Source organism: Curtobacterium sp. ME26 (assembly GCF_903970945.1).
GTDB lineage: Bacteria > Actinomycetota > Actinomycetes > Actinomycetales > Microbacteriaceae > Curtobacterium > Curtobacterium citri.
This window is the reverse complement of sequence record NZ_CAJCKG010000031.1, coordinates 1-25,149: the sequence shown is the minus strand read 5'-3', so window position 1 is coordinate 25,149 and position 25,149 is coordinate 1. Positions and strand designations below refer to the sequence as shown.

General features: G+C 65.4%; 26 protein-coding genes and 2 pseudogenes. 14 read left to right on the top strand and 14 right to left on the bottom strand.

Annotated features, from left to right (window positions below; genetic code table 11):
• The first annotated feature begins 115 nt into the window (after window positions 1–115).
• From H7A69_RS12330 to H7A69_RS17670, 6 genes are all read left to right on the top strand, one after another.
• Entirely contained in the window at window positions 116–847 is a 732-nt protein-coding gene (locus H7A69_RS12330; RefSeq protein ID WP_182047277.1) for a GntR family transcriptional regulator, read from the top strand.
• Between the two features lie 24 nt (window positions 848–871).
• Complete coding sequence (locus H7A69_RS12325) at window positions 872–1,330, top strand: PTS sugar transporter subunit IIA (RefSeq protein WP_182047276.1); 459 nt, start codon at window positions 872–874, stop codon at window positions 1,328–1,330.
• Window positions 1,327–1,617, top strand: a complete 291-nt coding sequence (locus H7A69_RS12320; protein WP_182047275.1) for a PTS sugar transporter subunit IIB — start codon at window positions 1,327–1,329, stop codon at window positions 1,615–1,617. Before H7A69_RS12325 ends, H7A69_RS12320 begins: the two co-directional genes overlap by 4 nt.
• Window positions 1,614–3,038: a PTS ascorbate transporter subunit IIC gene (locus tag H7A69_RS12315; RefSeq protein ID WP_259346212.1), complete on the top strand. Its 1,425-nt coding sequence runs from the start codon at window positions 1,614–1,616 to the stop codon at window positions 3,036–3,038. The genes H7A69_RS12320 and H7A69_RS12315 overlap by 4 nt, the downstream gene beginning before the upstream one ends.
• A 168-nt stretch (window positions 3,039–3,206) precedes the next feature.
• Window positions 3,207–4,100: an alpha/beta fold hydrolase gene (locus H7A69_RS12310; RefSeq protein ID WP_182047274.1), complete on the top strand. Its 894-nt coding sequence runs from the start codon at window positions 3,207–3,209 to the stop codon at window positions 4,098–4,100.
• 274 nt (window positions 4,101–4,374) lie between these two features.
• Window positions 4,375–4,668 (top strand): ANTAR domain-containing response regulator, encoded by a 294-nt coding sequence (locus tag H7A69_RS17670; RefSeq protein WP_411469365.1) that lies wholly within the window; start codon window positions 4,375–4,377, stop codon window positions 4,666–4,668.
• Between the two features lie 1,162 nt (window positions 4,669–5,830).
• Here the strand turns inward: H7A69_RS17670 and H7A69_RS12300 are convergent.
• Complete coding sequence (locus H7A69_RS12300; RefSeq protein WP_182047272.1) at window positions 5,831–6,871, bottom strand: BLUF domain-containing protein; 1,041 nt, start codon at window positions 6,869–6,871, stop codon at window positions 5,831–5,833.
• Window positions 6,872–7,877: 1,006 nt separating this feature from the next.
• Between H7A69_RS12300 and H7A69_RS12295 the strand changes: the two genes are divergently transcribed.
• From H7A69_RS12295 to H7A69_RS12280, 4 genes and pseudogenes are all read left to right on the top strand, one after another.
• Entirely contained in the window at window positions 7,878–8,783 is a 906-nt protein-coding gene (locus H7A69_RS12295; RefSeq protein WP_182047271.1) for a helix-turn-helix domain-containing protein, read from the top strand.
• A 99-nt stretch (window positions 8,784–8,882) separates the two neighbouring features.
• A complete protein-coding gene (locus H7A69_RS12290) occupies window positions 8,883–9,152 on the top strand; it encodes a carboxymuconolactone decarboxylase family protein (RefSeq protein WP_182047288.1) in 270 nt (89 codons plus the stop codon).
• Window positions 9,149–9,484, top strand: a pseudogene (locus H7A69_RS12285) (DUF2255 family protein); the annotation flags it as partial. The gene H7A69_RS12290 and the pseudogene H7A69_RS12285, both read left to right, overlap by 4 nt.
• 85 nt (window positions 9,485–9,569) lie before the next feature.
• Window positions 9,570–10,004, top strand: coding sequence for a cupin domain-containing protein (locus H7A69_RS12280; protein ID WP_182047270.1), 435 nt, complete (start codon window positions 9,570–9,572; stop codon window positions 10,002–10,004).
• A 67-nt stretch (window positions 10,005–10,071) separates the two neighbouring features.
• Here H7A69_RS12280 and H7A69_RS12275 read toward each other — a convergent pair whose 3' ends face one another.
• Window positions 10,072–10,503, bottom strand: a complete 432-nt coding sequence (locus H7A69_RS12275) for a MarR family winged helix-turn-helix transcriptional regulator (RefSeq protein ID WP_182047269.1) — start codon at window positions 10,501–10,503, stop codon at window positions 10,072–10,074.
• A 124-nt stretch (window positions 10,504–10,627) separates the two neighbouring features.
• On the opposite strand from H7A69_RS12275, the gene H7A69_RS12270 reads away from it, so the two are divergent.
• On the top strand, window positions 10,628–11,530 hold the full coding sequence (locus H7A69_RS12270; protein ID WP_182047268.1) for an NmrA/HSCARG family protein: 903 nt from the start codon (window positions 10,628–10,630) through the stop codon (window positions 11,528–11,530).
• A gap of 77 nt (window positions 11,531–11,607) precedes the next feature.
• Here the strand turns inward: H7A69_RS12270 and H7A69_RS12265 are convergent, their stop codons facing one another.
• Window positions 11,608–12,231 carry a TetR family transcriptional regulator gene (locus H7A69_RS12265; RefSeq protein ID WP_182047267.1) on the bottom strand — a complete coding sequence of 208 codons (624 nt, stop codon included), beginning with the start codon at window positions 12,229–12,231 and terminating at the stop codon, window positions 11,608–11,610.
• 132 nt (window positions 12,232–12,363) lie between these two features.
• Here H7A69_RS12265 and H7A69_RS12260 point away from each other — a divergent pair, with 132 nt between their 5' ends.
• Window positions 12,364–13,428 (top strand): ABC transporter permease, encoded by a 1,065-nt coding sequence (locus H7A69_RS12260; RefSeq protein ID WP_182047266.1) that lies wholly within the window; start codon window positions 12,364–12,366, stop codon window positions 13,426–13,428.
• A 28-nt stretch (window positions 13,429–13,456) separates the two neighbouring features.
• Window positions 13,457–14,251 (top strand): SDR family NAD(P)-dependent oxidoreductase, encoded by a 795-nt coding sequence (locus H7A69_RS12255; RefSeq protein WP_182047265.1) that lies wholly within the window; start codon window positions 13,457–13,459, stop codon window positions 14,249–14,251.
• A 113-nt stretch (window positions 14,252–14,364) separates the two neighbouring features.
• On the opposite strand, the gene H7A69_RS12250 is transcribed toward H7A69_RS12255, so the two are convergent.
• From H7A69_RS12250 to H7A69_RS12230, 5 genes are read right to left on the bottom strand one after another with little or no spacing between them, the layout of a single operon-like run.
• The gene (locus H7A69_RS12250) at window positions 14,365–14,667 is read right to left on the bottom strand and encodes a Dabb family protein (RefSeq protein ID WP_182047264.1); all 303 of its coding nucleotides are present in this window, start codon (window positions 14,665–14,667) and stop codon (window positions 14,365–14,367) included.
• Window positions 14,664–15,161: a heme-degrading domain-containing protein gene (locus H7A69_RS12245; RefSeq protein WP_182047263.1), complete on the bottom strand. Its 498-nt coding sequence runs from the start codon at window positions 15,159–15,161 to the stop codon at window positions 14,664–14,666. The genes H7A69_RS12250 and H7A69_RS12245 overlap by 4 nt, the downstream gene beginning before the upstream one ends.
• Complete coding sequence (locus H7A69_RS12240; RefSeq protein WP_182047262.1) at window positions 15,158–16,198, bottom strand: Gfo/Idh/MocA family protein; 1,041 nt, start codon at window positions 16,196–16,198, stop codon at window positions 15,158–15,160. The genes H7A69_RS12245 and H7A69_RS12240 overlap by 4 nt, the downstream gene beginning before the upstream one ends.
• Window positions 16,195–17,040, bottom strand: coding sequence for a TolB family protein (locus tag H7A69_RS12235; protein WP_259346210.1), 846 nt, complete (start codon window positions 17,038–17,040; stop codon window positions 16,195–16,197). Before H7A69_RS12235 ends, H7A69_RS12240 begins: the two co-directional genes overlap by 4 nt.
• Window positions 17,041–17,081: 41 nt before the next feature.
• Entirely contained in the window at window positions 17,082–18,167 is a 1,086-nt protein-coding gene (locus tag H7A69_RS12230) for a Gfo/Idh/MocA family protein (RefSeq protein WP_182047260.1), read from the bottom strand.
• A 121-nt stretch (window positions 18,168–18,288) separates the two neighbouring features.
• Between H7A69_RS12230 and H7A69_RS12225 the strand changes: the two genes are divergently transcribed.
• Window positions 18,289–19,554, top strand: a complete 1,266-nt coding sequence (locus H7A69_RS12225; RefSeq protein WP_182047259.1) for an MFS transporter — start codon at window positions 18,289–18,291, stop codon at window positions 19,552–19,554.
• Here H7A69_RS12225 and H7A69_RS12220 read toward each other — a convergent pair.
• The 6 genes and pseudogenes from H7A69_RS12220 to H7A69_RS12200 form a co-directional block, all read right to left on the bottom strand.
• Window positions 19,535–20,593 carry a LacI family DNA-binding transcriptional regulator gene (locus H7A69_RS12220; RefSeq protein WP_220456246.1) on the bottom strand — a complete coding sequence of 353 codons (1,059 nt, stop codon included), beginning with the start codon at window positions 20,591–20,593 and terminating at the stop codon, window positions 19,535–19,537. The genes H7A69_RS12225 and H7A69_RS12220 overlap by 20 nt on opposite strands.
• A 193-nt stretch (window positions 20,594–20,786) precedes the next feature.
• Complete coding sequence (locus H7A69_RS12215; RefSeq protein ID WP_220456245.1) at window positions 20,787–21,836, bottom strand: cytochrome P450; 1,050 nt, start codon at window positions 21,834–21,836, stop codon at window positions 20,787–20,789.
• Window positions 21,837–22,106: 270 nt separating this feature from the next.
• The gene (locus tag H7A69_RS12210) at window positions 22,107–23,381 is read right to left on the bottom strand and encodes an NAD(P)/FAD-dependent oxidoreductase (protein ID WP_259346209.1); all 1,275 of its coding nucleotides are present in this window, start codon (window positions 23,379–23,381) and stop codon (window positions 22,107–22,109) included.
• Between the two features lie 57 nt (window positions 23,382–23,438).
• Window positions 23,439–23,588, bottom strand: a pseudogene (locus tag H7A69_RS17665) (ferredoxin); the annotation flags it as partial.
• Between the two features lie 645 nt (window positions 23,589–24,233).
• A complete protein-coding gene (locus tag H7A69_RS12205) occupies window positions 24,234–24,785 on the bottom strand; it encodes a cysteine hydrolase (protein ID WP_182047256.1) in 552 nt (183 codons plus the stop codon).
• A gap of 62 nt (window positions 24,786–24,847) precedes the next feature.
• Window positions 24,848–25,149 (bottom strand): hypothetical protein (locus H7A69_RS12200; protein WP_220456244.1); only part of this gene is annotated, 302 nt, incomplete at its 5' end.

Below are 25,149 nucleotides of genomic sequence, written 5' to 3'. Positions count from 1 at the left end.
CCATCGATTTCAAAATGCACGGAGGAAGCGGTAACGTCTCAGACGTCAAGTCGTCATAATGACTTTGACGCTCCGATCGGCCCGCACCGCGAGCCACAACGTCGTGGAGGAAATCGTGCGCACCGTAAGCGGGACCAGCAAGTATGTCGCCGTCCGCGAGCACTTGCTCTCACGCATCCTGAAGTTGGCGCCGGGCACGAAGCTCGCTCCGGAACCCGTGCTGTGCGACGAGTACGGGGTCAGCCGCATCACGCTCCGCCACGCCGTAGACGGGCTCATCGCCGACGGGCACCTCGTGCGTGAGCAAGGACGCGGCACGTTTGTCACCGAGCCGCAGTTCCGGACGCACTACCGAGAGCGCTTCGCCGACGAGGTGAAGGGGTTCTACGTCCAGCAGACCGAAGAAGGATTCGCCGTCTCGAGCCAGGTGCTCCGCCAGACCGTCGTCCTCGCCGGCGAGACGGTCGCAGCGGCACTCGACGTGTCCTCCGCCGACGAGGTCATCGAGCTGGTGCGACTGAGGTTCGTCAACGGCTCGCTCCACCACCTCGTTACCACCTACCTGCCGCTCGACCGCTTCCCCGGTGCCGCGACCGCCGATTTCGCCGATGGGTCGCTGTACGCGTACCTCCGAGAGACGTACGACGTGGCGCTCAGCCGGAACGACCTGCTCGTCTCCGTCGCGTCCGCCGATAACGAGGTGGCCGAGGCGCTCCTCGTCGAGCACGGCGAGAAGCTTCTCCGGGTCGCGTCCACCGTGTTCGACACCGACGACACCGCGGTGGCGTACGGCGTTTCGTCCTTCACCCCGCAGAACTCCGAGATCTTCTTCGGCCTGCACAACTGACCAGCTCACCCGAAAAGGACCAGCATGCTCTCCGAACGCCTCACCCCGGACCGGATCCGCTTCGCAACGGACGTCGGGTCCTGGCAGCAGGCCATCGCGCTCGTCGCCCAGCCACTCGTCGAAGACGGATCCATCACAGCCGACTACGTCGACGCGATGACGACCGCGATCGCCGCACCCGGTGGTACTTACATCGATCTGGGATTCGGCTTCGCCCTGGCCCACGCGAGGCCGGAGAGCGGTGTCGTTCGTGCCGGCCTGTCGTACCTCCAGGTCCGGCCGAGCGTCCTACTCGCGGACGACGCGGCGCACCCGATCGACGTGTTCCTCTGCCTCGCCGCAACCGACTCCGGCGAGCACATCCAGACCATGCAGGCGCTCGCGAACGTCCTCACCGACGAGGACGCGCGTGCCCGACTCCTCGCAGCGACCACCCCGGCCGACGTCACGTCGGCGCTCCCCCAGATTGGACTGAACGCATGAAGATCCTCGCCGTCTGCAGCACCGGCCTCGGCTCCAGCTTCATGACCCACATGAACATCGACAAGGCACTCAAGGAGCTCGGCGTCAGAGGAATTGACGTCGACCACGCCGACCTCGGCTCCGTCGGGCCGTCCGACGCCGACGTCGTGTTCGTCGGGAAGGACATCGCCGAGGCCGCACAGCACCTCGGGGACGTCGTCGTCCTCGACAGCCTCATCGACATGAACGAGATCCGCAGCAAGACCGCCGAGGCGCTCACGCGCCACGGCGTCGAAGTGGGGGCATGACCGTGAACGGTGTGCTCTCCGTCCTGCTGGATATCTTCCGGCAGCCGTCGATCATCGTCGCCCTCATCTCTCTGATCGGCCTGTCGATCCAACGCAAGAGCGGCAGCGACATCTTCAAGGGGACCGTCAGGACCCTCGTTGGATTCCTCGTGCTCGCCGCGGGCGCCGGCGTCGTCAGCAACTCTCTGTCCCCGTTCGGCGACATGTTCCAGCACGCGTTCCACGTGCAAGGCGTCGTCCCAAATAACGAGGCGATCGTTGGACAGGTCCTGCTCGAGTACGGGTCGGCCGCAGCGCTGATCTTCTTCTTCGGCATGATCGTCAACGTCTTCCTCGCCGCGACGACGCAATTCAAGTTCATCTACCTGTCCGGGCACGTCGCGTTCTACATGGCGGCGATGATCGCCGTGATCTTCGGCGTCGCCGGGTTCAGCACCTGGCAGGTCGTGCTCTGGGGCTCGATCGCCCAAGGTCTCGTGATGACGATGTCCCCGGCGATTGTGCAGCCCTTCATGAAGAAGGTCACCGGTACCGACGACGTCGCCCTCGGACACACCGGGGGCGCCGGGATCGCCCTCAGCGGTCTCGTCGCGACGCTCACCCAGAGCAAGTCCAAGCCCTCGAAATCGACCGAGGACATCAGGTTCCCGTCGGGGCTCGGGTTCCTTCGCGACACCACGGTCATCGTGGCGCTGTCGATGGGCGTGATCTACGTCGTCGTCGCACTCTTCGCCGGCGGGTCCTACATTGAGTCCCAGCTCAGCGACGGGCAGAACTTCATCATCTTCGCGGTGATGCAGGCCGCGACGTTCTCAGCGGGCGTGTTCATCATCCTCGCCGGCGTCCGCGTGGTCCTCGCCGAAATCGTGCCGGCGTTCAAGGGTATCAGCGAGCGTCTCGTGAAGAACGCGAAGCCCGCGCTCGACGTCCCGATTACGTTCACCTTCGCCCCGAACGCCGTGCTCATCGGCTTCCTGTCAAGCTTCACCGGTGGCATCGTCGGCATGGTGATCATGGCCGTCTCCGGGACGGCAATCATCATCCCCGGCGTCGTCGCGCACTTCATGACCGGCGCTGCATCGGGGGTCATCGGCAACGGTGCGGGCGGACGCCGCGGCGCGGTCCTCGGCGCGTTCACAAACGGCCTCGCGATCACCTTCCTACCGCTCCTGCTCCTGCCCGTACTCGGCGACGTCGGACTATCGAACTCCACCTTCTCGGACGCGGACTACGGCGTGGTCGGACTGATCTTCGGACACCTCGCCGGAGCGGGCGGACAGATTGCGGTGGTCGTCGGCCTAGTCGTGTCGGTCATCCTCGTCTACGGATCGTCCCTCGTCATGCGTGGGCGAGCCAAGCGACGCACCGACGCGGTACTCGCCCCCGAGGCTGACCGCGAGCCGGAGAACGCCACCCGCTGACCCGAATCGCTCGACCGCACCGTGTGCGGGCCCTCGACGCGAGGTCCCGCACACGTCTGCGCGCGCTACACGACGCCACCGCTGCCCGTGTCTCGTTAGCCGATCGTCCACCGGGACGGGTGTTCAGCTTGATTTGCCTGCAGCGCAAGAGCGCTGCCACCATTCGTCATGGCCTCTCCTCGTCGAGCATCCATCCACACGCCCCTGCTCTCCGTCGACTACGAAACCAGGGGTGAAGCGTCCGGTCCTGTCGCGGTCCTCCTGCACGGCTTTCCCTATGACGTTCGTGCGTACGATGCTGCCGCCGAGATCATCGGCGCCAGTGGCGCCCGTGTGATCGCCCCGTACCTCCGTGGATTCGGACGCACCCGCTTCCTCGACGACCGCACGATGAGATCCGGGCAGCAGGCCGCCATCGGTCAGGACCTCATCGACCTTCTCGACGCCCTCGAGATCGAGCGCGCCGTCGTTGCGGGATACGACTGGGGAGGCAGGGCCGCGTGCATCGCAGCGGCATTGTTCCCGGACCGCGTCAGTGGCCTCGTCAGCGTCGACGGCTACAACATCCAAGACATCGCCCACTCTGGATCCCCGGCACCGCCTGCGTGGGAGAAGACGTACTGGTACCAGTACTACTTCCAGTCCGAACGGGGCAAGCGAGGACTCGAGGAGAACCGCGAAGCGTTGTGCGCGCTGCTCTGGCGGGACTGGTCACCGACCTGGACCGGAGCGGAGGCGGCGTTCGCGGCATCGGCACCCTCGTTGCACAACCCCGACTTCGTCGACGTCGTCATCCACTCGTACCGGCACCGCTACGGCCTGGAACCCGGCGACTCCCGGTACGACGACCTCGAAGACGCTCTCGCGGCCGAACCGAAGATCACCGTCCCGACGGTGGTGCTGGAAAGCGGCGCCGACGGCGTCGCTGGTGCGAGCGCTGCCGACGATCGTGACTTCTTCACCGGACGGTACGAGCACCGCCTCCTCCCCGACATTGGCCACAACGTCCCACAGGAAGACCCGCACTCCTTCGCGAAAGCCGTGCTGGCCCTCCTCACCTGATGTCACGATCGACGCGCCTGAACCCGTCTCGATAGCCGATCCCTCTCCGAGAAGCGAGTGCACTACGGGGCAATGATGCGTCGGTACAGGCTCCGGATGGCGTGGACCATCGGCCCGCTCACGGCGGCCCTGATCATCCTGACGGTCCTCGCAGCAGCCACGGGCTTCATACTTTGGCCACCGCTACTGGCTGCGACCGTCGCCGCCGCTGTTGCCGGAACAATTCTAATTGCGCTGGGGCCGCGAGTCGCCCGGCAGCAGGAACGGGAGCGCCGTGCGCAGCGGAACCAACGCGTCCGTTAGTCGGTCAGCTACCGGACGGGGCCGTCCCGACGTGTTCTCAGTACTCGAGCCTTGGCCATTCCTGCAGCGGGCCCTCGACAGCCGTGTTCTCATCGAGCAGGCCAAGGGAATCCTGAGCACCCAGCACGGCATCACCTTGGACGAGGCGTACCGGATCCTCCGCCACCGCGCCCGTTCCCGTCAGTCCAAGATCTCGGCCGTCGCGGAAGCAGTCGTCGCCGGTGACCTGCAAGTGGGACCGCAACAGCATCCCCCTACAGCGTGACCATCGAATAGCCACTCCCGGGGGCCCGCCCGGCGGACGTCCAGCACACGTGGGAAAAGGGGCGCCCAGTCTGGGCGCCCCTTCGAGCGTGGTCCTCCCTGGATCAGAGAAAGGGAGGGTGCTCTGCCCGGTAACCAACCGACGTGTGTCCAGTGTTGCAACTTCCGGGGAGCCTGCCTACCCCGGTCTGGCCGCGCAACGAACCCAAGAAGAGCGGCGGGGCGTCAAGGGTTGACGTTGTAATGATGTTTGTACGATTCTGCTGCTGGGGGCAGGATCGACCGGATCAGAGCGATCCTTCCGCCTGGTTCGGCGCTGTTCTCCGGCCTCACCACCCGTTGCAGAACAGCGCCGAACCGCACCCACACCCGGACCGGGCCTGAACGACACGACGGCCGCATCCACTCTGTCCGATCGCCAATCGGCCACCGAGACGAACCAGCGGACTGCACTCATGCGGCGTCGACATATTGGTTCTGTGGTTGGGTCGGCGGTGCTGCCGGGCCCTGTGTCCGGCAGCACCGCCGCGGCATCACGCGGTTGGTGACCCCTGGCCCAGGAGCATGCTCAAACCGGGTTGCCGGTCACCGCACGCCCACACTCGCCCGTCCGGCTAGGCCCCGCGACGAACAGTGACGATCACGAGATGAAGGTGCCGGGAACGCGGAGCGTTCGGGTCACCCCGCGTCCCCCACCACAGAGCGTCCCGCTCCAGACTTCACCCCGCCTGAACGGTGGTGCCTGCACCGATGGCTCATCTGAGACGCCACCATCGCTGAGAGCCGACCGTGCTACCCCGAAACGCAACGGTACTCACGTTGCTTCGAATCGTCGAGTGCTCGGCTCCGATTCGATAAGGATGTGGCCGTATTACACGAGGGGATGCATATGCAAAACCCCGGCCTCAATGGGGTCGGCGTTTCGGGATGCTGAAACACACCCGAACTGCTCCAGCACCACATACCTTGCCGGACTCAGGTTTGTGCGCACAAGCCCTCTGAAAAGAGGACACGACCCATCACGCGGTGTGCCCGCATACTGGGTGCGCTTCGGCTGGTCACCGGAGAGTCGTGCCGTGCCACCTGATCAGCACGAAACGGCTCGGGTGGTGCCTAGGATCGCCTTCCCGTGCCACGGGCGCCACTCTCACCGGCGGTGACTCCTACCGGTCGCTTGCGACGGGGATGTCCCAGTAGGAAGGCTGTTCGTACTGCTCGGACCAGCCGCGCCGCATCCGCGTGGCAGCCCGGTCGAACTCCATGACGACGTCCGTGTCCGCTGTCAAGAGCGCCTGCAGGCGAAGACCGTCATAAAGCGCCAGGAGCTGCTTCGCGCCGCGGACCGGATCCATCGTCACCGGTTCCCGCCCCGCCCGCACGTCGACGATGAGTCCCTCGTGGATCGCTTCGCGGAACCGCCGGTACGCGGACCGGTAGTAGTCCGCCCCATCCAACGACGGGTCACTGGCCGAGGCGAGGCTGTACGCCAGCAGCTCCATCAGTGCCGGCTCCTCCGCGTGCGCCGCCATCAGCGCGTGCAAGTACGCGACTGTGCCCTTCTCCGAGATCAGGGGCACCAGCGGTGCCGAGATCACCTGTGTCCACCGCTCCACCGTCGCCGCCAACAGTGCACGATCCGTCGGAAAGAACTGCCGCACCGCTTCGAGCGTCATCCCCGCATGCTCCGCCGCGACGTCGAGAGTGAACCGGGTCACCCCGCCGTCGTGCAGGGCTGTGATCGCACCATTGACCGCACGCGTCCGCGGGCCCTCTTCTTCGGCGGCAGTCTGACTCGTCAACGGGGCCAGCGGATGCTTCCGGAACCACTCCAGCAGCCCCCGCGCACGGGTGAGCCCTACCGCCGGGTCGATGGGCTGGCCGCTACTGAAAAGGTCGCTGAAGCCGGGGACCTGCTGCATCAACGGGTCGAGGGGTTGGAACGCCATCGACCAGTCCGGGAACGACCGCTGCGCCACGCTCTCGTCTGCCAGGACTCGGACGTTGGTGTGGCGGGGGTCGATGCGGACCTGCTCGAACCGGGCCCGAACGACGTCGTCATCACCCTCGAGGATCCCGAGGCAGTTGTCGCCCTTGTGCGCCAGGATGCCCGTCACCCCAAGCGCGGTGTTCTTCTCCCGGCCGACGGCGAGGATCTGCGCGAGCTCGGTGTCCGTGATCGGACGGGTCTGCGTGCTGGTGTACACAATCGAACGCATCAGTTCTGGACTCTCCCTGCTGCTGCCGGAACGCTGCACGTTCGGGTGAAGACTCCATCAGCATCTGACGCAACCCCACCTTCGGGTAGTCGCGCGTGCCTGAGCGGCGCTGAGCACACACCACGGTTGAGGGTGGGTGCGCGGGTAGTGGCCATTAGTTCGGGTCCAGGACCACCGTCCGCGGGCGGGCTACAACGCCGTCGGCTCGACGCAGAAGGTCCTGACGAACCCAGCCCGGGAACAGGAAGCCGGGCACCCGCAGCTAGGGACCACGGGGTAGCCAAGCATCGCTATGCCGCAACCCTCTGCCGCTCACAGTACCCCAGCGACTACCGCGTGTGCTGGACCGTGAAGTTCGTACGACGGACACCGTATGCGCGGCCGCGACGGTCCGCTCCAGCCGGTAGAACGCGCCCACCGCAGCCTCCCCCTCCACATCGGTGAGACAGTACGCACCGTTCTCACGGATCAAGCGCCCCACGGCCGAGCCGAGTCAGAGCGGCCCTTAATAATGTCTCACTCCGTCTCGACCGGCCCCGCAACCGCAACGCATGCATCGCCACAACTCACCCCCGCCCGGCCTCTCCATCCGGGACCGGGACCGGGACCGCATGGTGCTCACACACCGTCAGCGCCCACCCCGCATGTCTTATCGCATGCGGACAGAACGACACCACCTCCGTCCCCGATCCGCGGCAGTCGTACCGAGTACGCCGGATCTCCCACTCCAAGCCGGTCAACACCTACCCCGTCACCTCCCCCGCATCGTCACCGGAACACACCCCGGCACGGCTGGAACCGCAACGACCCGCCACAGCCGGTACGCAACCAGGCGAAGCAACGCTTCCGAAGCGGATACAACCAATTCTGATGGCGGATCGTTGCCCGCCATAGATAGAGTCTTGGCGTCACAATACGTCTGGAAAACAGAGCTGCTGGAAGGTGTACTGGGAGAGCGTCCCGCGCCTCCTCGCACCGGAATACCGTCAAAGACATGACCACGAGGGACGATGTTCGCGAGTTCCTAACTACCCGCCGCGCGAAGGTGCAGCCGGAGCAGGTGTCACTACCCGGCGGCAGTAACCGGCGGGTGCCAGGGCTGCGCCGGAACGAGGTCGCGATGCTCGCCGGCGTCAGCGTCGAGTACTACGCCAAGCTTGAACGCGGCAACCTCGCCGGCGCCTCCGACACCGTGCTCGCCGCGATCGCGGACGCCCTGCTGCTCGATGACGCCGAACGGGCGCACCTGTTCGACCTCGCCCGCACCGCGAACGCGTCCCCGATTTGCAGACGCCGGCAGAGTCCGAAGCCGCTGCGCGAGACCATTCAGTGGACCGTCGACGGGTTCACCGCGGGCCCTGCGTTCGTCCGCAACGGTCGGATGGACGTCCTGGTCGAGAACGCCCTGTTCCGGGGACTGTACTGGGACCTGTATCAATCGCAGTCCCGGCCAGTGAACCTCGCTCGGTTCACGTTCCTACAGCGCGACCTCGCCGAAAACTTTTACCCGTCTTGGGAACGCTCGGCCGATGTCAACGTCGGAATTCTGCGGACCGAAGCCGGCCGGAATCCCGGTGACAAGGCGTTGCAGGACCTCATCGGAGAGCTCAGCACCCTCAGTGACGAGTTCCGGACACGGTGGGGGGCGCACAACGTCCGGCACCACGCCAACGGCGTCAAGGAGTTCCACCACCCGATCGTGGGTGATCTCGACTTGCGGTATGAGGCGATGGAACCCATGGGAGACCCGGGGCTGAACGTGCTCATGTACGCCGCCGAACCGGGGTCCGTCAGCGAGGACCGCCTGCAGATCCTCGCCAGCTGGGTCGCGACCCATGAACACCCCACCGACAGCTCGGCATCCGCCGAGCACACCACCGACACCGATCACCACCGCTGACCGCCACCCACAACACCAAAGGACCCTTTCGTGACAAACGACAACGAACAGACCGGCTGGACCGGCGGGAAGGACGCGTTCGGGGACTTCGCTCCCGGGATGGTGCGCTACACCGATAAGGTCCTCTTCGACGAGGTGTGGGAGCGCGACGGCCTGTCCAAGCGCGACCGCAGCCTGATCACGATCTCCGCATTGACCGCGCTCGGGAAGACGGAGCAGCTCCAGTTCCACCTCGCCTATGCCCGGCAGAACGGCGTCACCGACGAGGAGCTGCAGGAGGCGCTGCTGCACCTCGCGTTCTACGCCGGCTGGCCGAACGGGATGAGCGCGACCACCGTGCTGAAGAACATCGTCGAGAACGACCAGTGACCGCTGCTTGGCCCGCCGAGACGGCGCAGCGGATTGCTGCCACCGACGACCTCCACATCGCCCTATACCGACCAGACGGGCAGACGCCCGGCACCCTGACGTGGATCTGGTCCGTCTTCGTCGACGACCGCGTATTCGTCCGCGCCTACAACGGCCGGAACGGCCGCTGGTACCCGGCAGCGATCGCGCAGCAGGCAGGAAAGATCACCGCAGCCGGCACCGAGCACGATGTCACCTTCACCCCAGTTGACGACCCGGCACTCGGCAGCCGAATCGACGCCGCGTACGAGACCAAGTACGCCGGCAGCCCCTACCTGCCGCCCATGATCGCCGCTGGTCCCAGACCGCCACCATCGAGGTCACCCCACACGGCCCCGGCACCAAACACTGACCACTCCAACAGAAGTGAGAACACCCATGAGCGACACCGAGTTCCAGCAGCCGTTCCCGACCGGACCGACCAACGACGCCTACGCACAGTACTTCTCCGGGCAGAGCTACAACGCCCCTATCGTCGACGGGCCGGTCCCCGTGATCAACGTCAGCTTCGAGCCCGCGTGCCGAAACAACTGGCACATCCACCACGGTGAGAACGGTGGTGGCGACCAGGTGCTGATCTGCACCGCCGGATCCGGTTGGTACCAGGCCGAAGGCTCCGCCCCAATCAGCCTCACCCCCGGCACCGCGGTCCGCGTGCCCGCCGGCACGAAGCACTGGCACGGCGCGAAGGCCGACTCCTGGTTCTCCCACCTGGCGTTCATCACGCCCGGCGAGAACGTCAGCAACGAATGGCTCGAACCCGTCACCGACGAGGTGTACGACACGCTGCCGAGCACCGCTGAGGCCATCTGACGGACATCAGCGCCGCCATCAGGGGTTCTTGATGCAGCAAGGACTGCGATTCATCCTCGTGGTCTGTTCACCACGCCGCTTGGGACGGCGGGGGCGTTCCAATCCCCTGCAGAACTTGCCCGAGTAGGAGCAGCAACTCCTGCTGCTGCGCTGGGGAGAGCTCACGAGCTGTTCTGAACTCCAACTCCTCCCAGATGGTCCGAACGGGTGTTTCAAGCGCGCGACCGGCATCAGTCAGTGACACGAGCACATTCCTTCGGTCCTCCGTTGAACGCTCCCGGCTGATGAGACCTGCGTTTTCCATCCGGCTCAGCATCTTCGCCACCGTCGGCGGCTCCACAGCGAGGTCACGAGTGATGTCCGCCTGCACAAGCGGCTCATGCACCCACAGCATCATCAGGACTAATTCTTGCCCTGGGGCGAGGCTGAACTCTCGCAGCAGCGCAGCAGCGAGGTTCCGATGGGCGCGGGCCACGACCGGCAGGAGAGAACTGATCATCAGCGGACCCAATCTGTAGACGGCTAATGGTACTCTACCGGGGCAGGCCGCAGCGGCCAGCCTTGGGAATAACCGTTAGCCGTCTATGGTTTGCGTTAGCACTTTAACGAACAGGAGATACCTCATGACTGACTCCAGCACGACCAGCACCGTCCCGGTCGCTGTCTTCGGGGCAACCGGGAACCAGGGCGGCGCGGTCGTCGACGCGCTGCTGCAGCGAGGTGCTGCAGTGCGCGCGCTCGTGCGCCGACCCGAGTCCGATGCTGCCAAGGCACTGGCTGCTCGAGGAGCTGAGCTGGTGCACGCTGACGCGAGCGATGCAAAGTCGCTTGTCACCGCCCTCACTGGCGTCGACACGTTCTTCTTCATGACCACCTTCATGAACTCGTCGGGCGAGCCGGCGACAGAAGCCGATCTTGAGGCAGAGGTGGCCCAGGGTATTGCTCTTGCGGACGCTGCGGTCTCGGCGGGCGTTGCCCACGTGGTGTACAGCTCAGTTGGCGGCGCGGAGCGTCACTCGAAGGTCCCGCACTTCGACAGCAAGCGACGCGTTGAGGAGCACCTCGAGCAGCTGGACGTCCGTGTAACGTTCCTGCGCCCGGCGTTCTTCATCGACAACTTTGCCTACACCGGCCCGTCACTCGAAAACGGGGAACTCGTCCTGCGCATGCCGCTGCCTGACGGCATCAAGTTGCAGATGGTGGCAACCCGTGACATCGGAATCGTGGCCGCCGCAGCTCTGCTCGGCGATCCGTCGGTCCCCTCTGCAATCGAGCTCGCTGGCGACGAGCTCACGGGCAGTGAGATCGCGGCCGCATTCGGTCAGGTAGCAGGACTCCCGGCACGCTACGAGGCGCTCCCGCTGCAGGTATTCGACGGGCAGGAGGACATGCAGGCCATGTTCCGCTGGTTCGCCGAAACGCCGGGGTATGAAGCGAGCATCGACCAGGTTCGCACTATCGATCCGCAGCTTCTTGACCTGAACAGCTGGCTCCGATCCATCAAGTGGGCACCCGCCGACGCTTGAGAAAGCACGTTAGCTGCCACCTCGGAGAGCTGTGTTGAACTGCAATCAATTAGCTCTCTGAGGTGGCGGCTTTCCGCTCATGTCGCTATGTCCTCGCCGAAGAGAATCTGTTGAACGGCAGGGGCCAGCAGAGCAGCTATCGAGTCGATACTGGCTGTCGTTAATGACTCGATCTGTACGATTTGCCGTCCGACGATTACCCCAACGAGCGACGTTGAAACCAGAGTCACGCGCAAGGGCAGGTCTGGTAGATCGGGAAAGCGGGGTTCGAACTGCTCCACAAGACGTATGCGGACGAAGGCTCGCAGCGCGGCGGCGGCCTGCTCGTTAGTCACCGCAGAGCGGAATGTTGCCATCAGCGGTGCTGAGGTGACGGGGTCGACCCACAGCTCCAAAAACGCACGAACCAGATACTTGCCTACCTGATCACGCGGCGCGTCGAGTGCCCGTGCTAGCGCGAGCGTGCCTTGCTCTGGAACGGCCATGGCTGCGGCGAATAGTGCGTCCTTTGACCCGTGCGCTCGCATCACCAAGGCCGGATCAACCCCGGCATCGGCGGCGATTCGCCGGATTGACGCTGCTGCAAACCCGTCCACGGCGAACCGGTGACGAGCGGCGGCAAGGATCGTCTCGCGACTTTGACTGCCGCCTGCAGGCCGCCCGCGTCCTCGCCGTGGCGGGGTGGGCGCTGGTTCTGGCATGCCCGTAGCGTACCGCGGCGGCGAAATAAGTCAACGCACGTTGATTTTAGGCCGGAAGCGGCGTACGCTCGAGATCGCCCGCCGCTCTGTCGCGTCGCTGGGCACCGCTTTCGCTGAGAAATGAGCCCTGACATGAGCGCTTCTGATCCCATCCCACAGCCGACGCCATGGCGTCGTCTTGTTCCCGTTGGCGTCCTCCTGGCGGTGATCGTTTCGGTCATCGTCATCGCATTCACCTGGCCCACGGTGGCAAGCACAGCCAAGGACGTCCCAGTCGCGATTGCTGGCCCGCCTGCTCAGACTGCCCAGGTAGCTGACGCCCTCACAAGGAGCGGTGACACGTTTGATGTGCGGGTCGTGGATGACCGCGCGAAGGCTCTTCAGCTCATTAAGGAACGCGACGTATATGGCGCGGTCGTGGTGTCCGAAGATGCGGCGCCAGAGGTCCTCACCGCCTCCGCAGCCAGCTCCGCCGTGTCCCAGATCCTCACGAGAGTCGGAACCGAGCTCCAGCAGGAAGGTGCAACACAATCGGACGCTGCGGCAGCCACGACGCCGACGGTCAAGATCACGGACGCGGTGTCGTACTCAGAGAATGACCCGTCCGGCGCCGGCCTGGCAGCATCTGCGTTTCCGCTTGTGATGGGAGGCATGCTCGGAGGCATCCTTCTGACTTTCCTCGTCCACGGCATCGGGCGTCGACTGACCGGTCTCGCCGTATATGCCATCGCCGCTGGGCTCGCCGTGCCGGCCGTTCTGCAGGGTTGGTTTGGTGTCTTGCAGGGCCCGTACCTGGAGAACGCCGCGGCGTTCGCGCTGGCGCTCGGTTCGGTTGCCGCCACGATCCTTGGTGCGGCCGCGCTTGTCGGACGCATTGGCGTCGCGGTAGGTCCGGTGCTGTTCATGCTCTTCGCCAATCCGATTGCCTCAGCAGCAACCCCGACACAGTTCCTACCTGGACCCTGGGGAAGCATCGGCCAGTGGTTCCCGCCAGGAGCAGGCAACCGTCTCCTCCGAGACATTTCCTACTTCCCCGACGCAAATGCGGCGCCGCAATGGATCGTCCTTGCCGCGTGGACGGCGCTCGGTCTCGCCCTGACCGGGATCGCAGCCGTCATCCACCGGCGGCGCTCCCGTCCACGTCACGGCGAACACCTTCTAGTCACCGAGCGCACCCCCGACCCCCTCACCGTCTAAGAAGCAAGCTCGAACAGGAATAAACAGCATGGCTATTCAACTTCCTCAAAACGGCACTACCGCGCTGCAGGGGTCTGTTGCCCTTGTCACTGGCAGCAGCAGGGGGATTGGCGCCGCAACGGCCCGCCGCCTAGCTGCGAATGGCGCAGCGGTTGCAGTGAATTACCTGAACAACCGCGGGGCCGCCGATGCCGTAGTGGCGAACATCACGTCGGCGGGCGGCCGGGCTGTCGCAGTTCAGGGTGACGTAGGACAGCTCGAATCCGTCACGGCAATGGTCAACACTGTCACCGAGACGCTCGGAGCCATTGACGTCCTTGTCCTTAATGCCAGCGCGGCCCACGACTTCGCGTTCGGCAACTTCGTCGACATGACCTGGGACGAATTCGAGTACACCCTCGCTGGCGAGGCGCGAGCGATCTTCCTCCCAGCGAAGGCGGTCGTGCCGGCGATGATCGAGCGCGGCCACGGATCCATTGTCGCCGTCAGCAGCACCACGTCGCGCAACATACGTCCTGGCTCCATTGCGCACAGCGCTGGAAAGTCAACCGTGGACTCAATCGTAAGATCGCTTGCCGCTGAGCTTGGACCGCACGGCATACGTGTCAATACGGTCGCGCCTGGCGCGACCGATACCGACGCCAATAGAGCGAATCGCATCAAGCATCCCGAGATGGCGGAAGCTATCCGTCAAATGACGCCACTCGGGCGCATGGCGCGGCCCGAAGATGTCGCGGAGGTGATCCTGATGCTCGCCTCGCCGGCAGCAAGCTTCGTCACCGGAAACTACATTGCCGTGGACGGTGGGATCACCATGCTTTGACGCGGCTTGTGAATGGAGCGCCGTAGCTCCGCTACCGCTCTTCAGGATGGCGCGGGTGTGCGATGAGGACAGTGGCGGCTCCGCCCAGAGGAAGCGACGTCACCTCCTGCAGGTTACGGTACGGCGTAGGGCACGAAATCGAGTTCCTCGAATCGGGAGACCTCCCGAGTCCAGTTTGTGGCGACAAATTCTTGATGATCGGGGTGCGCGTTGTAGGAGTCATATGCCGCTTGATCAGTGAAGCGCATAGTGAATTGGAACCGGAAGTTCGATTGCCGGCTTATCTGACGATTGATGGTGAAGTCACGGACACCCGGGATCGCGGAAATTGTATCTCGTGCGGCCCTGATAAATGCGGATTCTCCGGCACTGTCGGGTTCATGCACAAGTGTGAAGCTGACGGTGTGGGTGATCATGCGGATGCTTTCTGGTGGGCGCGGAGCGATTCGACGACGAGGTCGTGTTCAACGTAGTCGTTGACACCGGATGCGACGACCACGCCGACCTGTGCACTCCCAACGCGGATTGGGAATCCGCCACCGTTGAAAGCGTAGTCCATTGGGTCAACCATACGGGCGCGGGCAATGTCCTCTATACCGTAGGCAGTCATCTCCTCGGTGATGTGCAGGGAGGCCTTATTGAAGCGGCGAACAACCGCGGCCTTGCGCCGCATCCACCCATCATTATCAGCACTGGTGCCGGCGAGGGCGGCTTGGAAAGCGAGCTGCTCGCCGAGCCACACGGCGGTTGAGATAGTTTGCTGTCGTTCCCGTGCGAGCGCGATGATATGTTCCCCGACGGCGATCGCGTCGTCATGCGTGAAGGTGCGGAAGCGGACGTCGCGGTCCTGTTCGGCCAACAGCTCGAGTCGCGCAGTGGATTCGAGGTCTGCGGTGCTGGTGGTGGTCATCGTGCGGTGTCCTGTTCGGTGAGCGCCGAGCGAACGGCGGCGAGCGTGGTGGCAAGCGCGAGGGAGTCGTCGAGTGAGTGCACCGGCGAATGCTTGAGTCCGGCGGTGATGAGGGTTGCAACGCCAACTGCTTCGTGGGCGAGCCCGTCGCGCCCGGTGAGTCCGGCCGGGTCGCACCATTGTGTGGTCTGCCCGTCGATCGTTACGCTGAAGCGGCCCGGGAAGACGTAGTGGTCGACAAACCGCGCGCTACCCGCAGTTCCTACCAGCGATGCGTGACCGTCCATGGTGGCGAGGATTGTGGAGGTCGCCGTTGCCTGCGCCCCATTGGCGCTGGTGAGCAGCGCCGCGGAGGCAACGTCGACGTTTCCGCCTTCGACATTGCGGAGACATCCGGTAGCGAGTACGTCGACCGGGGGCCCGATCACGAATTGGGTGAACCAGAGCGAATAGATCCCCATGTCGAAGAGCGCGCCACCTTCGACGGGGTCGAGGAACCGGGACGGTCGGTCAAGGGGAACCTGCCACCCGACGTCGGCGTGTGCGAGCACGATGTCACCGAACGCACTGTCGGTGAGTAGCTGTGCAAGCACACGGAACCCTGGCTGGTAGCGCGTCCACATTGCTTCAGCCGCGAACACGTCGTGCGTGCGGGCGGCGTCGATGATGGAGCGCACTTCGCCAGGGGTCAAACCGATGGGTTTTTCGATGAGCACCGGGGTGCCGGCGGTGATCGCAGCGATCGCACCGTCGTGGTGCTGCCGATGAGGGGTAGCGACGTACACCACATCGACGGCCGGGTCCGATGCCATCGCGTGCGCGTCGGTGAAGGCGCGTGCGACGCCGTGCGCGGTCGCAAACGCTTCACCGCGTTCAGCGGTGCGGCTGGTAACGGCGATGACGCGCTGATTGGTGTGGGCGTGCAGGGCGTCGACAAAATCGCCAGCGATCTGACCGGTGCCGATCACTCCCCACCGAAGTGCAGGCCCGTCGGTCAGGCTAGGAATGTCGGGGGTTGGGAAGGTGAAGCCGCTCATGCGTTTCGCTCCTGCTCCGTAGGGTAGTCGACGTACGCGAACGCGGAGCTATCCGGCGCCCAGCTGTTGACGTTAATGGTGCCCTGCCCGCCGGTGAACGACGCGACAACGGTGCCGTTGGCCCAATCGTCCCCGGTGACGAGGACGAGTTGGACGTCCCGGTCGGCCGGGTGCCCTCTCGTCCCAGGCGGGAAGCTCAGGTACACCGCCAAGATCCCGGATGGTGCAATGTGGGGGAACCAGTTCACGCGCTGATCGAACGTGAGCTGTTCGAGATTCGACCCGTCGGGACGAATTCGGCCGATGTGAGCGTGCCCTGGTTCGAACTGTTCAGTGTTCAGCACGATCCAGGCCCCGTCAGGGGTGTACTCGGGGCCATCAGCAGGCCCCGGGTGGGTGGTCACGGCACGATCGTCGCTGCCATTCCGGCGGATCTCGTGGATGGTGGCGCTTGCCCACCAGTCACCGTCTAGCGGTTGGAGGCAGACGTACGCGAGCATCTGGCCGTTCGGATGTACGCCGTGCAAGAAATGCATCTGCCCGTTGTTTGAGGTGATGCGTCGTGCGGTGCCGCCTCGGAGGGGAGCCTCGTAGAGGTGGAAGTCGTTCGCCGAAACAAAGACGCTACGGCCGTCCGGGCTAAGGACGTGATCGTTGTTGAGCGAGGGCACCCCGGTGATGGCAATCTGCTCGGGGGCGGCGGTCCCGTCGGCCGGCAGGGCCCACAACACTCCGTCACCGTTGACGATCAAGTCGCCATCACCGGTCCAGTTCGGCGCTTCGAAGAGCCGCTCGTCTGTCTCGTAGACGGTGCGCGCGGTCCGCGTTGCCACGTCGAACACGCGAATTCGGCACCGTTGTCCGGGAAGCAAAGCTTCTCCGCTCATGCCTCTGAGCCCAGATCGGACATCGTTTGCGCCTGCTCCTGCGCCCGAAGTTGTGCGCGTGCGGTGTCGATCGTTGCGAGGATCGAAACGGTTTCGTCCAATGTGTGAAGTGGAGACTCGATCCGTCCCTCTCCGACGAATCGTGCGAGCGCGGTCGCTTCCCAGGAGAGCGCGTCGAAGAGCCGGCGGCCGGTGTTGTCGGTGAAGATCAACTCCGGTCCGGAGATCGGCGCGTTCGGGTCATTCGCGAGGACGCGGAACGACGACGGCGTGTAGAAGAACGAGTCGAATTCCAGCCGAGCATCGCTTCCGGCGATGGCGGCGCGCGTAGGCGTTCGGGTCAGCATGCTGGTTGTCAGCGTCGATTGCACCGAACCGCCGTGCCGTAGTGCGAGCGTGGCGTATGCGTCGACACCAGTGGCGGTCATCCCGCCAGTTGCAATGACATCGGTCGGTGCACCGAGGACCATCGAATCGAACTGGATCGGGTAGATACCAAGGTCTAATAGTGCACCGCCGCCAAGTTCCGGCCGGTACAACCGGTGGGAGTAATCGGCGGGGATAGCCTGCCCATGGTCAGCGTGCACTGCTTCGACCGCTCCGAGGACACCATCGGCAAGCAGCTGACGGACGATCGACGTTTGCGGCAGGTACCGACTCCACATCGCCTCCATGACCAGAACACCGGCAGCCTGCCCTGCGTCGACGAGCTGTTGCGCTTCGGTGGCGGTGAGCGCGAGGGGCTTCTCGATCAAGACATGCTTACCGGCAGCGATTGCCAACAGACCGAGCTCGAGGTGCTCGCTCTGCGGGGTCGCCACGTACACCACATCAACATCCGGATGACCGACGAGCGCACGGTGGTCGTCAAGCGCATGATCGATGCCGTGCTCCGCCGCGAACGCGGCAGCGCGCTCCAGCGACCGCGAGCTGGCGGCAGTAAAGCGCTGCCGAGTGTGACGGTGCACGGCACCGACGAACTCTCCAGCGATCCACCCGGGCCCGATCAGACCCCATCGAAGTGCGGGTTCCCCAGCCCCGGTTGTGAAGAGCTCGGGACGAGGAAGGTGCGTGGGCAACATGGGGCGTGCTCCTCAGATCTTGACACGATTCGTTCAAACCATCGCGCTCCGGCTTGGCACGAGATAACATCTCGACTCACTCAGCAATTTAGCACGAGCCAAACTCGATGAGGAGACGTCGATGACGACGAACCCGCAGGATGCGCACCCCTACACCGTGCCGGTCAGCACGGAACCGGTCGGACGCAAGTACCTCGCTGCACTGTTCCTGGCGCAGTTCGGTATCTTCGTCGCGATCCTCTCGCCGGTGGTGGTCAGCCTCCAGCTGAAGGCGCAAGTGATGAGACCGGACGATCCGGCGTCGATCGTCGGGTCAGTGTTGCCGCTCGGCGCGCTCGGCGCGATGATCTCGAACCCGCTGTTCGGTGCGTTGAGTGACCGCACCCGTACGCGCTGGGGGCGGCGACGTCCCTGGCTGGTGGCCGGCATCGTCGGACTTGCACTCGGACTGGCGTGGGTATCGGTCTCCAGCACCGTCCTGATGCTCACGTTCGCGTGGTTGTTCTGCCAGGTCGCATCAAACGCCGCGTCGGCAGCTCTCATCGCAAGCCTCGCCGACAACGTGCCCGAGCAGCAGCGTGGTCGCGCCTCCAGTGTTGTCGCTCTCGCACAGAACGTGTCGATCCTCGCCGGCACCTACCTGGCGGTGTACCTCGTCGCAAACCTGCCGGTGCTCTTCATCGTCCCCGGCGTTGTCGGCGTCGCCCTGGTTGTGGTGTATGTGCTGGTCGCTCCCGACCGGATCCCCGATACCCCGGTGAAGGCGTTCTCCTGGCGGCAGATCATCAGCACGTTTTGGACGAATCCGGTCACCAACCCCGACTTCGGTTTGGCATGGTGGTCGCGCTTTCTGGTCACCACCGCGACCTTTATGTTCACCACTTACCGGCTGCTGTACGCCGAAGATCAGCTCGGCCTCACCGCGAAGTCCGCAGTCGGAGTCGTCGCTCTCGGCGTTCTGCTGTATACAATCGCATTGTTTGTCAGCCTGACCGTATCGGGGTGGCTGTCGGATCGCTTGCACCGTCGGAAGATCTTCGTTGCCGGGTCGACACTGCTGTTCGCCGTTGGGCTGATCGTGCTCGCGCACGCGGAGTCCGTGACAGTGTTCTACTTCGCCGAGGTCTTGCTCGGCTTCGCGTACGGTATCTACGCCGCCGTGGACACTGCACTGACAATCGATGTGTTGCCGAACCCCGACCGGCCGGGGAAGGACCTCGGCGTGATCAATGTCGCGAACGCATTGCCGCAGTCCCTCGCGCCAGCGTTCGGGTTATTCCTGCTCAGCTTCGGTGCTGGCGACAACTACACGGCGCTGCTTTGGGGGGCCGGCATCATCGCGCTCATCGGCGCCGCCGTGATCCTCCCTATCCGGAAGGTTCGGTAGTCGACAGCGCCGGCCCGGTTGATGACCGGGCGACGATGACTGCGGGGGTGAGCACCTCGGAGGGGTTTCCCGGCGTCTCAGACAAGCGCTTGAGAATGGTAGCGATCGCCGCATCGACGGTGAGCTCGACGTCCTGGCGCACGGAGGTGAGTGCGTTATAGGACAGCGAGGCGACGTAACTGTCGTCGAAGCCGACCACAGACACCTCCGCCGGCACGCGGACACCCTCACGGGCGAAGACAGCTAGCAGGCCAACAGCGTTCGAGTCACTACAGGAGACGAGTGCGGTTGCACGCTGCTGCGGGTTCTGGTCCAGCCACGTCCGGGCTGCGGCTGCACCGTCTTCTTCACCCCAACCACTGACCATAATGGCCATGTGCGCTTCCAAGCCGGCACCGATCATCGCAGCGCGATACGCGGCTGTCCGGTCGCGGCCGACGCTTTCCCGTTCGTTTCCCACGTAGGTGATGCAACGGTGTCCGAGGGAGTACAGGTGCTTGATGACCTGCCGGAGCCCGTGCGCCTCATCGACGTGCACATTGTCGACGAGTGCGTTCGGCGCTTTCTCACCGAGCCACACCACCGGAACTCGGGCTATGGCGTCCTGCACTGCCGGTGCTGCCGGGTCGGGGTTGAACGCGGTAATCGCTTCGACCCGCTGCGCGATGAGCTCCGAGACGACGACATCGGTGGGGCGTTCGTCAGTGTGCAGTCCAACGACGACGGAGAAGCCGTGCTCGGCAGCACGAGTCATGAACCGTTCGGCGAAGCGCACCTCGAACGGGTTACTCAACGCAATCATCAAACCGATATTGAACGTTCGACGCTGTCGGAGGAGCTGAGCGGAGACGTTGGGGCGGTAACCGAGCTCCTGCGCTGCCTGTAGCACCCGCTCCCGCGATGCGCGGCTCGGTCCGGGCGCTTCTCGCAGTACCAGCGACACCAATTGCCGTGACACCCCAAGATGCTCAGCGATGTCCCGCATCGTCGGCATCGCCCCCGCCGACGACGGCCGGGAGGTCTCGTGTTCCGCAGCCATACGTTCATCTTGCCCGCACGAGAGGGCAGCAGTGGCACATTCTGCGGAGGGAGCACGCGAGATGGCAGCGGCGTGAGGCAAGTTCTCGGGAGGTCGGAGCGGTCCGCACGGGCGTCGCTGATCGGGTTTCCAACGCCATCGGCTCCGATGACCTGTCGCTCTCGGTGCACAATCGTTGAAGGATCGAACGCTGCTACTTGGCGGCACGGATGCCATCGAAGGTGATGCGGAGCTCGCTCGGTCCGCGGAGGAGCGCGTTGCGACGGTACGGCGGCGGGTCGATCACCAACTGCGGATTGATAAGCCGGCCGAAAAGATTCGCGAGCGCGATCTGCGTCTCGATGCGTGCCAGTGGCGCCCCGAAGCACGCGTGGATGCCGGCGCCGAAGCTGAGGTGGTCGTTGCCATCGCGGTGCGGGTCGAACTGGTCCGGGTCGACAAAGTGGCGGGGGTCGCGGTTGGCGGCTGCCCATGCGATCCAGACTGGTGAACCGGCGGGGATGGTGACGCCTGCAACGGTGACGTCGGCGAGGGCCATGTACTTCGGTGTCACCTGGGCGGGCGGTTCGACGCGGATGAGCTCTTCGAACACTTGCGCGATCGTGTGCGGGTGGTCACAGATGAGGTCGATGGTCTCGGGATGGCGCAGCAGGGTGAGTGTGCCGTTGGCGATCATGTTGACGGTGGTCTCGTGTCCGCCGATGAGCAGCATGATGGACGTGTTCAGGATCTCGGTGCGTGACATCGGTCCGTCGGGGCCGTGGTCGTTGACGAGGCCGGACAGCAGGTCGCCGTGCGGGTCGTCCTTCCGGGCGTCGGCGAGCTCGCCGAGGTAGGCCGCCATCTCTCGGGATGCGTCGTCGGCTTCGCGGCGCTTGACCGCGGCGTCTGCGTGATCGATTGCTTCCGGGGGCGCGATGATGGCTTGGCTCCAGTCGTGGAAGCGGGGCTCGTCCTCCGGGGGGACGCCGAGCACGTCGCAGATCATCGCCACGGGGAGCGGGTACGCGAAGGCTTCGACGACGTCGATCTCCGTGCGGTCGGCGAACCCGTCGATGAGGTCGTGGGTGATGGTGTCGATGTCCTGGCGAAGCCCGTCGATGTAGTCGGCGGCGTGTGGCGGGCCGAAGTGGCGCATCGTCTGTCGGCGGAGCCGGTCGTGGACCGGTGGGTCGGTCATCACGAACGCGGAGGTCAGTCCGGGCTCACCGGCATGAGTGCCCGCTTGGCGGTGCGCGGCCATCGGGTCGGAGCTGATGCGGGGGTCGTGGACGAGCTGCAGGATCTCGTCGTACCCGGTGATGAGGAAGGCGCCGTTGTCGAGTCGCTGCACCGGCTGGGTGCGGAGCTGCTTGTAATGGGGGTTGGGGTCGGGTCGGCTGTCCTGCTCGAGCAACGTCTCCCAGGTCGCCGACGCGGTCGCTGTGGCGTTGGTGGTGGTTGTGGTCTGCGGGGTGTCGGTCATCGTGTTCTGCTCCTGGTGGGTTCGGTCAGTGGTGGGCGATGCCGGGCGCTACCGCGCCGCCGACAGCCTGGTGTCGGCGGCGGGATCGACCGTCGGGTCCTCGAGGGGGAAGGCTGCTCCGGCTTTAATCTGCGCCAGGTAGTACGGCAACCACTTCGACTGGTTCACGGCGACCGCGGCGACCAGACGTCCGTCGCGGCCGAACGTGACCACAGCGGATCGCGCGCCGAGGGATCCTTGTGTGATCTGTGCGGTGTCGGCGATCGCAGGCTCTCCCGCCGCTTTGAGCACCTGCCCGAACTGCGTGGTCCAGAACACCGGCACCTCCTGATGGGGTGTGTCCGTGCCGCGCGCCATGTTCCACGCTGCGGTCTCGGCTTGTCCGACGGCGGCGCCCCAGTGTTCACTCGTCCACACGCCAGGCCCAGCAAGGGGGTTCGGGTGCCGGGCGATGTCGCCGGCGACGAACACGTCGAGTACGGGCTGCCCGTCGGCGCTGAGGGCGTGTTGGGCAGCGTCGCAGAGCACACCCTCGCCGTCGCTCGTGACGCCGGATCCGGCGAGCCATTCGTTGTTCGGGAGGGCGCCGATCGCGACGACGGCCACGTCGACGTCGATGGTGGAGCCGTCGGTGAGCTGCGCTGCGGTGAGCCGTCCGCCGTCGTCGCCGAGCATGGCGGTGACGCCGGTGCCGGTTCGGAGGTCGACGTCGTGCTCGTCGTGGAGCGCACGCATCATCTCGCCGATAGCTGTCCCGAAGAGTTTCGCCATGGGTGCTGGCCCACGGTCGACGACGGTGACGGGGATGCGGAGGCTGCTGCAGGAGGAGGCGATCTCACCGCCGGTGAGGCCGCCGCCGATCACCAGCACTCTCCTGGTGGCGTCAGTCAGTCGTTCGCGGATCGCTGCGGCGTCATCGGCGGTGCGGAGTACGAAGACACCGTCCAGCGCTGCTTCGGCGGTGACGGGCCAGGGGCGGGAGCGGCGGCCGGTGGCGATCAGCAGGCGGTCGTAACCTACTCGCTCACCGTTCTGCAGGAGCACCTGCTTGGCGTCGGTGTCGAGGGATGTTGCGGCCTGACCGAGGTGCCAGTCAACGTCGAGGTCCTCGGCGTGCGGCAATTGTGTCGTGGTGGTGTCGGCAACGCCCGTGAGTACCTGTTTCGACAGCGGCGGACGGTCGTAGGGCAGGTACGGTTCGTCACCGAGCACGGTGATCGTGCCGGTAAATCCGCTCGTGCGGAGCGTCTCGGCGGCAGTGAGGCAGGCCAGCGACGCACCGACGATGACTACTCGTGCGTCCGCGGTGAGTGGAGCGTGCACCGGTTCAGCGGTGTCGGCTGCTCGTACCGGCAGACGTGCGCCCCCGACACGGATCGCCTGGACGGGACACGCGGCCGCAGACTGCAGCACCCGGAATCGTTCGGCGTCAGAGGGGTTCGGGTTGTAGGCGAGTGCTTCCTCGCCCTCAAACCGGAACACCCCCGGCGCGAGGAAGCAGCACTGCGCATAGCTTTGACATCTCGTCATGTCGACCGCGATCTCCACGAAGACCTCCCGGGTTCTCGTTCTGGGACGTTCCCATCGTCTGCGGCGCACCAACCGGATTCCTCCCACAGCCGCGGTAGTCCGATTACTGCCCTTGCAGTACGACAGGCGCGCCGAGATCTGCTGGCGGACGTCCGGAGTGTGCCGACGTGGAACGCCGCTGACGCGGCCAAGCTCATTCACGACGCTCGAGGTGGTGGCGGATCTGTGGAACTGACCGAGCTCCAGTAGCAGCTTCCTGAGCAGGAACGCCGCCTGGTAGTCGGCGAAGAATGTCTATCGACGGTGACCTAGGGCTGGTGTGGAAGATACCTCCGGGTTGTTGGTCAGCCGGCCGATCCAGTGACCGCGCTCGAGTAGGTCCCAGGCGCGCTTCCGGCCGGCGAGCAGTCGGAGAAGCCGGCCACGAAGTGGTCGGCGTTGGGGTCGCGGGCCGCCTGGTCGGTCTTGGCGGGCTGCTGACCGACCACGACGGCCTCGTTTCCGGGGCGGAAAAATGCTCGCGGCGGACGAGCTTCCGTATCGCGGCGGCGCCGATACCGTCGCGCGCCGGTGATGACGATGCTCGCGATCTCTGGGGTTCTTCGGGTCAGGCGAGCATGAGCTCGGCCCTCTCGGTGGACGCGCTCAAATCGCGTTTGGCCCTACCAAGTCGGCTGTCTTCGTGACGACGCCGAGGGCGGGGAACATGGACTGGAACCGGTCGGCGTGGGCGTCGGGGTCCGGGTCGTTGGTGGCGTCTTCGACGAGGACGACGTCGTAGCCCAGGTCGTACGCAGCCCTCGCCGTGGACTCGACGCCGAACGTCGTCGCTTGGCCGACCACGACCACCTCGGTGATGCTGTCTGCGCGCAGCCGTGCGTCGAGGTCGGTGCCGGCGAAGGCGCTCCAGCCGCCACGCACGAGGTTGTCGTCGCCGTCGGCCCGTTCGAGCAGCAGGGAGCCGTAGGCGACCGGGGCCGGGCGGGGGCCGCCGCCGTACTGGGTCGTGCCTGCCGGCGTCGCTGCGGGGTCGTGGCGGATAAAGACCGCCCGTCCCCCCGCGGTCCGGGTGACGCGGGCGAGGGCATCGACGCTCGCCACGACGGTCTCGACGGGGTGAGTGCGCTGGTACGGCGCGGTGCCGGCCTGCAGGTCGACAACGAGCAGGGCGGTGCGTTCGGTGAGAGGTCGGGGCACCGGTCCAGGGTGGTCGGTCACCCCGTGGCGCGGGTACTGCGTTTGCGGTATCCCGGTTGCGTTCATCGGCCAACGGGCGGGTTCGTGCACGTGTCGATGGCGGCGTACTCCCGAGCGAGTTCGGCCTGGTTCCGCTCGGTCCGCCACGACCGGATCCCGGGGGTCGGGGCGACGGCGGCGACCCACACGCACGCTCCGACGAGGACCGGGACGAGCGTCGGGTTCCCGCCGAGGGCGAGCAGGCCGCCGAGCGCGACCGCCAGCACGGCGACCGCGGAGCCGGCGGTGGCGATGACACCGGCGAGGCGGGCCGGCTGCTGCTCGAGGGCGGCGATCCGGGCGAGCGCGCGCTCGGCCCGGCGCT